At 68.9% G+C, this 9618-nt stretch carries 12 protein-coding genes; 7 read left to right on the forward strand and 5 right to left on the reverse strand.

Annotated features, from left to right (window positions below; all coding sequences use genetic code 11):
- The first annotated feature begins 495 nt into the window (after window positions 1-495).
- Both VIB55_RS04775 and VIB55_RS04780 read left to right on the forward strand, forming a co-directional pair.
- Window positions 496-885 (forward strand): type II toxin-antitoxin system VapC family toxin, encoded by a 390-nt coding sequence (locus VIB55_RS04775; RefSeq protein WP_331875525.1) that lies wholly within the window; start codon window positions 496-498, stop codon window positions 883-885.
- A gap of 86 nt (window positions 886-971) precedes the next feature.
- Window positions 972-1364, forward strand: coding sequence for a hypothetical protein (locus tag VIB55_RS04780; protein ID WP_331875526.1), 393 nt, complete (start codon window positions 972-974; stop codon window positions 1362-1364).
- 116 nt (window positions 1365-1480) lie between these two features.
- On the opposite strand, the gene VIB55_RS04785 is transcribed toward VIB55_RS04780, so the two are convergent.
- Window positions 1481-1870 carry a VOC family protein gene (locus VIB55_RS04785; protein WP_331875527.1) on the reverse strand — a complete coding sequence of 130 codons (390 nt, stop codon included), beginning with the start codon at window positions 1868-1870 and terminating at the stop codon, window positions 1481-1483.
- A gap of 193 nt (window positions 1871-2063) precedes the next feature.
- Here VIB55_RS04785 and VIB55_RS04790 point away from each other — a divergent pair, with 193 nt between their 5' ends.
- The gene (locus tag VIB55_RS04790; protein ID WP_331875528.1) at window positions 2064-2624 is read left to right on the forward strand and encodes a PadR family transcriptional regulator; all 561 of its coding nucleotides are present in this window, start codon (window positions 2064-2066) and stop codon (window positions 2622-2624) included.
- 108 nt (window positions 2625-2732) lie between these two features.
- Window positions 2733-3314, forward strand: coding sequence for a hypothetical protein (locus VIB55_RS04795; protein WP_331875529.1), 582 nt, complete (start codon window positions 2733-2735; stop codon window positions 3312-3314).
- Window positions 3315-3374: 60 nt separating this feature from the next.
- Here the strand turns inward: VIB55_RS04795 and VIB55_RS04800 are convergent, their stop codons facing one another.
- Together VIB55_RS04800 and VIB55_RS04805 are read right to left on the reverse strand one after the other, a co-directional pair.
- Complete coding sequence (locus tag VIB55_RS04800; protein ID WP_331875530.1) at window positions 3375-4169, reverse strand: alpha/beta hydrolase; 795 nt, start codon at window positions 4167-4169, stop codon at window positions 3375-3377.
- The gene (locus tag VIB55_RS04805) at window positions 4166-4993 is read right to left on the reverse strand and encodes an alpha/beta fold hydrolase (RefSeq protein ID WP_331875531.1); all 828 of its coding nucleotides are present in this window, start codon (window positions 4991-4993) and stop codon (window positions 4166-4168) included. The genes VIB55_RS04800 and VIB55_RS04805 overlap by 4 nt, the downstream gene beginning before the upstream one ends.
- A gap of 313 nt (window positions 4994-5306) precedes the next feature.
- On the opposite strand from VIB55_RS04805, the gene VIB55_RS04810 reads away from it, so the two are divergent.
- Both VIB55_RS04810 and VIB55_RS04815 read left to right on the forward strand, forming a co-directional pair.
- Entirely contained in the window at window positions 5307-5501 is a 195-nt protein-coding gene (locus VIB55_RS04810; protein ID WP_331875532.1) for a hypothetical protein, read from the forward strand.
- A gap of 109 nt (window positions 5502-5610) precedes the next feature.
- Complete coding sequence (locus VIB55_RS04815) at window positions 5611-6987, forward strand: hemolysin family protein (RefSeq protein ID WP_331875533.1); 1377 nt, start codon at window positions 5611-5613, stop codon at window positions 6985-6987.
- Here the strand turns inward: VIB55_RS04815 and VIB55_RS04820 are convergent.
- Together VIB55_RS04820 and VIB55_RS04825 are read right to left on the reverse strand one after the other, a co-directional pair.
- Window positions 6984-8030 carry a hypothetical protein gene (locus tag VIB55_RS04820; RefSeq protein WP_331875534.1) on the reverse strand — a complete coding sequence of 349 codons (1047 nt, stop codon included), beginning with the start codon at window positions 8028-8030 and terminating at the stop codon, window positions 6984-6986. The two genes, VIB55_RS04815 and VIB55_RS04820, sit on opposite strands and share 4 nt — an antisense overlap.
- A gap of 130 nt (window positions 8031-8160) precedes the next feature.
- On the reverse strand, window positions 8161-8664 hold the full coding sequence (locus tag VIB55_RS04825; RefSeq protein ID WP_331875535.1) for a hypothetical protein: 504 nt from the start codon (window positions 8662-8664) through the stop codon (window positions 8161-8163).
- A 208-nt stretch (window positions 8665-8872) separates the two neighbouring features.
- On the opposite strand from VIB55_RS04825, the gene VIB55_RS04830 reads away from it, so the two are divergent.
- Window positions 8873-9618, forward strand: a 746-nt coding sequence (locus VIB55_RS04830) for a transglycosylase SLT domain-containing protein (RefSeq protein WP_331875536.1), incomplete at its 3' end; no start/stop codon positions are given.

Here is a 9618-nt window from a genome sequence, read left to right on the forward strand (position 1 = left end):
CAGTTGAGGGTCCTCGCCGGCCAGGGGGAGCCGCCGTCCCGGTGCCGCCATCGCCTGCGCCATCGCCCTGCTCCGTTCGGTTGTGTCTTGCAACGATCCTGGCAGAAGGATGGTTGCAAGGCGCAACGATGTCAAGGGCCGTGACGTCGCGTGGACCATGAAGGTGAAGTCCGGGTACTCACCTTCGAACCTCCGATGGCAGCGGGGCTAGCTGATCGTTGTTGTGTTTCCAACGGTTTGTTGCCAGCTTAGGATCGGACCTTCAGCCGAAAGAGGAGCGCACATGCCACAGGCTTACCGAATCCACGGCCGGGTGTCGTCTGAAGGGTCGCTAAAGTTGGAGAACCTGCCGTTCGAGCCGGGGGCATCGGTGGAAGTGGTGGTTCGCGCCCAAGAGCGTCATCCCGCTGACGAGCGGTATCCTCTGCGGGGTACTCCGGTCGTCTTTCATGATCCCACGTCTCCAGTAGCTGGGACGGACTGGCACGCTCTCCAGTGATCCTTCTCGACACCCATGTGTGGATATGGTGGGTGCACGGCGACGAGCGGCTCACTCGAGCACACCGGGACGTGATCGCGGCGCACGAGCGCATCGGCATCGGCGTGAGCGCAATCTCTTGTTGGGAGGTCGCCAAGCTGGTGCAGAACAAGCGGCTCCTTCTTCCGTGCCCTACCCTGGAGTGGCTCGAAGTGGCCCTTGGATACCCAGGTGTGCGGATCGTTGAACTCTCACCCCGGATCGCCGCTGAGTCCACGGCCTTGCCTGGAGAGTTTCACAAGGATCCCGCTGACCAGATCATTGTGGCTACTGCTCGGGTGCTCGACTGCCCACTTCTTACGGTAGACCAACTGATCGTCGCGTATCCGCACGTTCAGGTCGTGTAAGATTCCCATGTGCCGGAGGTGAGGCGTAGATCGTGCTCCGACCGGATTACCTCGACACTGCCGATGCCATTCAACGGAGATCACTCATGAACACGGCACTTCGCCCGACGTGGTCGGGCATTCGTCAACGGGTGGGCAGGCTGATGGTGCTGCTGGTGGCGGTTGTCCTGGCGGCGTGCGCGAGCAGCCCCAGAGACAGACACGCGCCCCGGCCGGTGCCGGCGACCGTGCGCGTGCAGAACCAGGCATGGACGGAGATGACCGTCTACGTGGTTGCGAGCGGCCAACGAGTTCGCCTGGGCAACGTGAACGGCAACAGCAACACGGTGCTTCGCCTTCCGGAGTCGGTCGTGGGGATGGGGCGCAGCGTTACGTTCATGGTCGATCCCCTGGGCAGCAGCCGCACCTCCAACAGCTTCGAGATCCACGTGAGGCCCGGCGAGCAGGTGACCATCACCATCCCGCCACGCGCGGGCTGAGCCTCGGTTTCCCCAGGCACGCCGACGCGCCCCGTCCAGAACAGTTGGACGGGGCGCCGTCGTTGGCGGATGAAATCGCGCCCGTCCTGCCTGACGGGCGCGCGGCCGACTACAAGCTACCCGCCGTTGGATGGCACGGAAGCAAAGCCGATGAAGTGCCCACACGGCTCGCGGACAACGATCTCGGTTGCTCCGTAGGAGGTCGTCCGGCGCGGCACGATCACCTCCGCGCCTTCCAGCGCACGATCGACCGCATCGAAGTCGGAAACCTCGATGTGGAGGTGCGTCGGACCACCAAAGGGAAACTCCTCCATCCTGGGTGCGCCCGCGACGACGCTGGAGCGCGTCTGGACCATGACCTCGACGCCGTCCTTCTGGAGCGCAACAAAGCCGAGCCGATCGTCTTCGGGTACTTCGATCGTCCGAGTGAACCCGAGCCGGTCCACCCAGAACGGAAGGCATGGCTCGATCGCATCGACGACGAGGACGGGGGTGAGCTGCTTCATGGTTGGATTCGGTTTGGGTGCGAAGGCGAAGGAGCCGAGTACGGGGATCACAACGCCCAGGAGAGCAGCGAGTCGCATGAGAGAGGCCCTCGGAGATTCGGATGGGCGCCGCCAGACGAGGGGTAATATAAATGAGACTACCTGCCCGTCAAGGGACTTGCTCGGCCGGTCGCGTCCCGGCATACTCCTGTCCATGATCCGATCCGTTGCCCCCGAGCTGACGACCCCCGACCTCGTGGTGCTGAGCCTCCTGGCCGAGGCCCCTATGCACGGATACGAACTCAATCAGGAGCTGGAGAGGCGGGAGATTCGCGATTGGGCCGGAATCTCTCGCCCGCAGGTGTACTACTCGCTCAGAAAGCTCGAGAAGGCCGCCTACATCAGCCCCCTCGCAAGCGAACAGTCCACCGCCAGGGGGCCGGATCGCAGGGTGTACGGCCCGACCCCCGAGGGGGAACGCGCGCTGGCGGATTCCCTGGCGCGAGAAGACTGGGCAATCCAGCGCACGCTCCCTCCCTTTCTCACCTGGCTGGCTCTTTCCAGTCATGCCCGGCCAGGCGAGTTGAGGCGGCAGGTGGGGCGGCGGCGCCGCTTCCTGGAAGATGAACTGGCAAAGGAGCGGAGTACGCTCCAGGCGATCCGACAGGACTCAGGCCCAATGGTCGGGGCCGCCGAGCTGCTGGTCGAACTGACGATTCGGCAATTCGAGGCCGAGCTGGAGTGGCTCGAAGCGGTAGAGCGGCGCCTGAGCTGATCTCCCGCATCACCGCGCTTCCGAAGCGTCGGCTTTTTGCTACCGCCTGTAGAGTTTTCCCGATCCGCTGATTTCTTCCACCCATCCCTCTTCCACCTGGACCGAACCATGGCACACACGAAGGCCCGGATGTTCGCGCTCGCGGCGGGGCTGCTCCTGGCCACCGCCGGCGGGCTGAACGCGCAGACGCCCGCACCCCAGGCCACCAGCCCCGTGGCCACCCCCCTCCCGGCCGCCAACCCGGCGGACGTGCAGTCGGTGGACGCCATCATCGCCGCGCTGTACGACGTGATCTCCGGCGGGGTGGGGCAGAAGCGCGACTGGAACCGCATGCGTTCGTTGTTCGTGCCCCACGCCCGCATGATGCCGGTGGGCCAGCGCCCCAACGCCGGCGTCGCCATCCGGCTGATGGAGGTGAACGACTACATCGCCACCTCGGGCCCGTACCTGGAAACCAACGGCTTCCGCGAGCGCGAGCTCGCCCGCAAGACGGAGCAGTTCGGCCACATCGTGCACGTGTGGAGCACGTACGAGGGACGCACGGAAACGGACAGCACCGTGCTGCGCGGCATCAACAGCATCCAGCTGATGAACGACGGCACGCGCTGGTGGGTGGTGGCGATCTTCTGGGAGCACGAGCGGCCCGACATGCCGCTGCCGCCGCAGTACCTGCCCGCCGCGCGGCCCTGACGCCGGGTCGGTGGATGGACCGCGGCCCGCCCCAAACTCCGGGGCGGGCCGCGTCCATTCTCACTCCCGTGCGGGAGCGAGGCCGATGCCGCGGACGAAGTCGAGCACGGCGCCGTTGAACCCCTGCGGCTCGTCGAAGATGATGGCGTGGGCCGCGTTCGGGATCACCTGCATCCGCCCGCCGGGGATGGCGCGGGCCAGCGCCGCGCCGAACTTGGGCGACGACACGGGATCGTCCTCGCCCACCAGCACCAGGGCGGGGGCGCGCACCCGCGCGGCGGCGCCGAAGGCGTCGTGGCGCTTCCCGCCCAGCCACGTCCGCATCCACCGCACCGGCCCGGCCCGCAGGTACGCCTCGGCGATCACCGGGACGAGCGATGGCGGCTCGCGCGGAACGTCCAGCGCGAACCCGATGGCCTCGTACAGCAGCCGCTTGCGCCGCCGGTCGCCCGTGGGCGCGGCCAGGACCAGGCCCGCGACGCGCCCGGGCTCGGTATCGGCCAGCTCCAGCACCGTCTGGCACGAGAGCGAGTGCCCCACGAAGGCGGCGGGGCCCAGCTGGAGCGCTTCTACGAACGCCGAAACGGCGAACGCCTGCTGGATGATGCTCAGGAAGGGCGGCCCGTCCGTGCGCCCGAAGCCGGGCAGGTCCATCGCCAGCACCCGGTAGCCCGCGGCCGCCAGCCAGGGCCCGTTCTTCATCCAGTAGTCCGCCGAGCACCCCAGCCCGTGCACCAGGACGATGGGCGGCCCCTCGCCCGCCGTGCGGTAGCGCATGGCCCAGCCCCCCGCGTGCGCGCGGTGCGTGCGCGCCCACTGCGCGGCCGCGCGGCCCAGGCGTGCCCCGTCCGTCACTCGCCCACCTCCTCGCCCGCCAGAAAGGCCAGCAGCGCCTGGTTGAAGTCGTGGGGCCGGTCCACCATGGGCACGTGATAGGCGTCGCGGAGCACCAGGAGCCGCGAATCGGGGATGGCCTGGCGCATCTGCACCCCGTGGTCCGGGGGGATGATGGTGTCGTGCTCGCCCCACACGATCAGCGTGGGATGCGCGATCTCGCCCAGCAGGGGGCGCACGTCGTCGCGCAGGATGTGGCGCAGGGCGCGCAGCACCGTCCACGGCCCGGCGGAAAGGGCGTCGCCCAGCATCACCGGAAGGAAGGTGGGATCGCCCCAGCGCCTCGGCGGCGCCACCTCGTATGCAAAGCGCATCACGTGGCGGGGCGTGAGCGGGCGGGGAAGCCCGGCCGCGTCCACCAGCGCCAGCCGCCGGACGCTTTCGCCGAAGCGCGCCGCCACGTGGATGGCGATCTGCCCGCCCATCGAATGGCCGACCAGGTGCACGGGCTCGCCCGCGGCGCCCCGCATCCACTCCGCGAGGACGGAGGCGACGGCGGGCACGTCGGGCAGCGTGTACGCAGGCACCCGGCTGCGCCCGAAGCCCACGACGTCGGGAATGTACAGGCGATAGCGTGCGGCCAGCGCGGGAATGTTGCGCGCCCACCAGCGCGACGAGCCGCTCAATCCGTGCAGCAGCACCAGTGCATCGTCGCCTGCTCCCGTTTCGGCCCAGTGGATGCGATACGGGCCGAAGTCCGCCTGGTGCGTGCGCAGGTCCAGGTCGCGCCAGCGGACGTGGCGGCCGGGAAGGGAACGCGGCGGAACGAGGGTGCGAAAGGGCAACTTCCGGCGGCTGCGGGGTAAAAGAGAGACGTGCGGCCCGGAAGCCGCGCGGCGTACCCGGACCGGAAAGCAATCCCCGGACCGGCGGCGGGCACGGCCGGTTTCGCCAGGCCCGGTGTTCCGCTATCTTGGAGGGCTGTACGCAAGCCGGAAACAAAATCCCTGGCCTTCCGCGGAAGGCCGCAACCTACATGAACCAGGAGGAACCTTGAGCCGAAACAGGGACCGCGGACAACGCGCCGCCCCGAGCCGTCCGTCTCCGCTCGACGATGCGCGCAATGAGCTGTTTGGCCACATCCATCGCTGCGGCGTCATGAAGGCTTCGCGCGAGCAGCAGCTGGAGTGGATGACGGATACGATCGAGTTTTTGGGCGAGCGCTTTCCGTCGCTCACCCCGAAGGACCTGAAGGAGCTGGAGAACATCGGCATGCGCTTCTGCAGCCCGGTGATCTCCAACGCCGAGGCGGTGGAGACCGCCGACGCGCAGCAGGAGCCCGCCGCCGCCTGACGGCGACCGTGGCGGGGGCGGGGAGGCGGCGCGGTCCGCCTCCCGCTCACCCCGCCGCGAGGCCGCAGCTCCGCCCGCTCCGCGGGGCGCGGTTCAACCCCGGCCATCCATGGATCCCGACCCCAGCAGTCTCCCCCTTCTCTACATCTTCGGGCTGATCGCGGCCAACGCGTTTCTGGTCGCGGCCGAGTTCGCCCTGATCGCGGTTCGCCGCATCCGCATCGAGCGCTCCATCCGCCAGGGAGACGCCAACGCCGCGCGCGTGCTTCCCGCGCTGGACCGGCTGGAAGAGCTGGTGTTCGCCGCGCAGGTGGCCCGCAGCCTCGCGTCCGTCGCGCTGGGCTACCAGGCCGTCGTCTTCGCCCGCTCGTACGCGCTTCCCCGCATGGACGCGGGACCCGTGCGCGTGGCGGGGCTGGTGCTGGGCCCGGCGGACGCCGTGTCCGTCTTCTTCGCCCTCCTGGTCGTCAGCCTCCTACACGCCACGCTGGGGCAGCAGGTGCCCAAGCTGATCGCCGTGCACCGCGCCGAGTGGATCACCGCCCACCTCGCCGTGGCCCCGCTGCGCCTGCTGGCGTGGGTGCTGATGCCCGTCACCTGGCCGCTGAACTTCCTGGTGCGCGGCGTCGTGCGCCTCTTCGGCGTCACCGCCACGGGCCTGCATCCCCTGGTGCAGACGCCCGAGGAGCTGCGCCTGTCGCTGACCCACGCCGCCGAGGCGCAGGGAAGCGGGATGGAGCAGGAGGAGCGCGAGATGATCCGCGGCGTCTTCGAGATCTCCGAAACGGTCGTCCGCGAGGTGATGACGCCGCGCAGGGCGATGGTGGCGGTGCCGGCCGACGTGTCGCTGGAGCGGCTGCTGGAGGTGGCCACGGTGGAGGGGCACTCGCGCCTCCCCGTCTTCGAGGGCACCATCGACACCGTGGTGGGCGTGGTGCTGACCAAGGACCTGCTGCGCGTGCTCCACGAGCGGCGCGGCGACCTGGCGGGCCCGTTCGACGTGAAGCACCTGCTGCGCCCCGTGCACTTCGTCCCGGACACCAAGCCGGTGGACGAGCTGCTGTCGGAGCTGCGCGGGCGGGCGGTGCACCTGGCCATCGTGCTCGACGAGTTCGGCGGCACCTACGGGCTGGTGACGCTGGAAGACCTGCTGGAAGAGATCGTCGGCGAGATCAACGACGAGTTCGACGAGGTGGAGCCGGAGTTCGAGCCCACCCCCGAGGGCGACGTGCTGATCGGCGCCGGCGTGCTGATCTCCGAGGTAAACGAGCGCTTCGGACTGCGGATTCCCGAGGAGGAGTTCGACACCGTGGGCGGGTTCGTCTTCGGCACGCTGGGCCGGGTGCCCGAGATGGGCGACGCGGTGGCGGTGCGCGGCCCGGATGGAGAGATGGAGCTGCGGGTGGAGGAAACGGAGGAGCGCCGGGTGACGTGCCTGCGGCTCACCCGCGCGGCCGCCGCTGTCGCGGACGAGGGGCCAGCCTAGCCCCACCTGGCGAGGAAGCGCATCAGCGCGGCTTCTTCCGGATAGTAGCGCCCGGGCTCCTCGTCGTCGCGGGGAGCTTCGCGCATCAGGGGCTCGATCGTCTTGCCCTCCGCATACCGCTCCATCACCGCCGGGTGCACGTACGCCGCCTTGCACACCGTGGGGGTGTTGCCCAGCTCCGACGACACCAGCTTGCAGGCCATCACCAGGTTCTTCTGGGCGTCGCGCGCGCTGGTGGGCGGTCCCAGGTCTGCCAGGATGGTGGCCATGCGCACGGTGCCCCCCCAGGTGCGCATGTCCTTGCTGGTGTACCGGGCGCCCACGATCTCCTTGATGTAGCCGTTGACGTCGGCCGCGGTCACGGGGCGCACCTTGCCTTCATCGTCCACGTACTGGAAGAGGCGCTTTCCCGGGAGCGCCAGGATCTCACGGATCACCTCCACCAGCGGCGTGTCGGCGACGACGGAGCGCTGGTGAATGGACTTCTTGCCGACGTAGGTGAAGACCAGGTTGTCACCGTCGATCTTCAGGTGCTTCTTCTGCAGCGTGGCGATGCCGAAGGTCTTGTTGGCGACGGCGTACTGCTCGCTTCCCACGCGAAAGAAGCCGCGCATGATCAGCCGCACCACCAGCGCCAGCACGCGCTCCCGTCCCACGCCCTCCCTGCCCAGGTGCTCGCCGGTGGCTTCGCGCAGCCGGGGGATGGCGCGGGCGTACTCCAGCAGCTTGCGGTACTTTCGCTTGGCGCCCCTGGCGACGTAGTCGGGATGGTAGCGGTACTGCTTGCGCCCGGCGGCGTCGGTGCCGTACGCCTGCACCTTGGCGGCGGGGTCCGGGCTGATGTGGACGTCCGTCCACGCGGGGGGAATCGCGAGCTTCCTGATGCGGGCGAGCGCGGGCGGGCTGCGCAGCGGCTTTCCGTCGCCACGCAGGTACACGAAGCCCTCCTCGGGCGACCCCGTCCGCCGCCAGGGCTTTTCCGCGGGAGCCTTCTTGCGTCCCTTGCTCGCTCGTTTCGTTTCCACGCGGGGGAGCGTGTACAAGAGCCGTTCCCAAGTTCGAAAGAAGGTTTCACGCAGAGGACGCAGAGGAAAAAGAGAGGACGCAGAGGGCTCGGTGAGTTCTCTGCGCCCTCTCGGTCCCCTCTGCGTCCTCTGCGTGATGCTGTTGTTTTCAGTGCGCGTACTCGGCGGCGGCTTCGAGCGGGCTGGGAACTTGGTAGTAGGGCTGGCCCATGCGCACCGCCAGCGAGTGGATGCTGTCGGCCAGCGAGTCGTAGCGAAACGCCAGGCCGTCGCGTCGCGCCGCCAGCTGCTGCCATTCGCGGTGCACCAGGTTCCGCGACTCCACGTGCAGGTTGTACTCCTGCAGCGCCGCCATGTACGAGTCGTACAGGGCCGGGGGAAGCTGCCGGTGCCGCGCCTGCCGCTGAAAGCGGTGAAGGCCCGCCAGCTCGCGCGTGAGCTCCTCGTCCTGCGCGTCGATGTCGCGGTGCAGGCTGTCCATGCGGGCGCGCACCGCCACCAGCTCCTGGGCCGCCCCGCCCAGCTGCGCCCGCAGCGTCTTCACCTGCGTGCGCTCGTCGCGAAAGGCCACGAACCCGTACAGCTGCTCGGAGGCCTTTACGCCCACGATCACCAGCATTACGAACAGGAGGAACCGAGCGGGAGAGGTCATGCGCCCTCGCGGGGGATGCCGGCAGGCGGAACGGTGCCGCGCGGATTGCTACGCCCTTACAATGCACAAGGTTCCGCGTTCCCGCAACCGTCCCGGGTGGACACAAACGTTTGCGGGGGTGGCACGGACCCTGCACCGGTCAGGGGGCCTGCCGGGCGTGCATGAGGGACAGGCCGCCGGGCGAGAACCAGAAGCAGGAGAGCCGCCGATGCACACTTCGAGAAAGCGCCCCACGCCCCCCTGGCAGCGTACCAGCCAGGACCCGGTGCACCCGGTGGGCCGCGCCCGGAGGCGCTTTCCCGCCGTGGAGGCCGCATCCGAGCTTCCCGCGCGCTACCGCCGGTCGTTCGACGGCGCGGGCGATCCGCGCATCAACGGCACCAGCACCGACCAGCGCGTGAGCGGCGGCGTTCTCCTTCCGCGCCGGCGCGGAGGCAGCGCCTACGAGCGTGTGCGTGGCAGCAGGGCCGTCAAGTACGGCGTGATGGGGCTGGGCGTGGTGGGCACGGCGACGCCGCTGGCCATCGCCCGCGCCAACGAAATGCGCACCGACCCGTCGCACGAGCGGCAGCTTTCGGTGATCCCGCAGATCGCCGCCCCCAAGGTGCTGAACGACGGCGCTGTGGGGCAGGCCTGGCGCGAGGCGCGGCTCGAGGTGGCCGACAAGCAGGTGAACGCGCGCGACCAGGTGATCGAGCAGAAGCTCGAGGCGTTCAAGTCGTACAACGTCAGCCGCGAGCTTGCGGAAGACATCTACGACATCGCGCTCGAGGAGGACATCGACCCCGACATCGCGTTCGGGCTGGTGCGCACCGAGAGCTCGTTCAAGAACGCCGCGACCAGCCACGTGGGCGCCATCGGCCTCACGCAGCTGATGCCGGCGACGGCTCGCTGGCTGAAGCCCGGCACCACGCGCAGCGACCTGCGCGACACGGAGACGAACCTGAACATCGG

The sequence above is a fragment of the Longimicrobium sp. genome (assembly GCF_036554565.1).
Lineage (GTDB): Bacteria > Gemmatimonadota > Gemmatimonadetes > Longimicrobiales > Longimicrobiaceae > Longimicrobium.

Bases quoted from the DNA above. Each gene is read 5' to 3' on its own strand.
- VIB55_RS04780 (WP_331875526.1), top strand. From the start codon at position 972: ATGAACACGGCACTTCGCCCGACGTGGTCGGGCATTCGTCAACGGGTG.
- VIB55_RS04785 (WP_331875527.1), bottom strand. From the start codon at position 1,870: ATGAAGCAGCTCACCCCCGTCCTCGTCGTCGATGCGATCGAGCCATGC.
- VIB55_RS04790 (WP_331875528.1), top strand. From the start codon at position 2,064: ATGATCCGATCCGTTGCCCCCGAGCTGACGACCCCCGACCTCGTGGTG.
- VIB55_RS04795 (WP_331875529.1), top strand. From the start codon at position 2,733: ATGGCACACACGAAGGCCCGGATGTTCGCGCTCGCGGCGGGGCTGCTC.
- VIB55_RS04810 (WP_331875532.1), top strand. From the start codon at position 5,307: ATGAAGGCTTCGCGCGAGCAGCAGCTGGAGTGGATGACGGATACGATC.
- VIB55_RS04815 (WP_331875533.1), top strand. From the start codon at position 5,611: ATGGATCCCGACCCCAGCAGTCTCCCCCTTCTCTACATCTTCGGGCTG.
- VIB55_RS04825 (WP_331875535.1), bottom strand. From the start codon at position 8,664: ATGACCTCTCCCGCTCGGTTCCTCCTGTTCGTAATGCTGGTGATCGTG.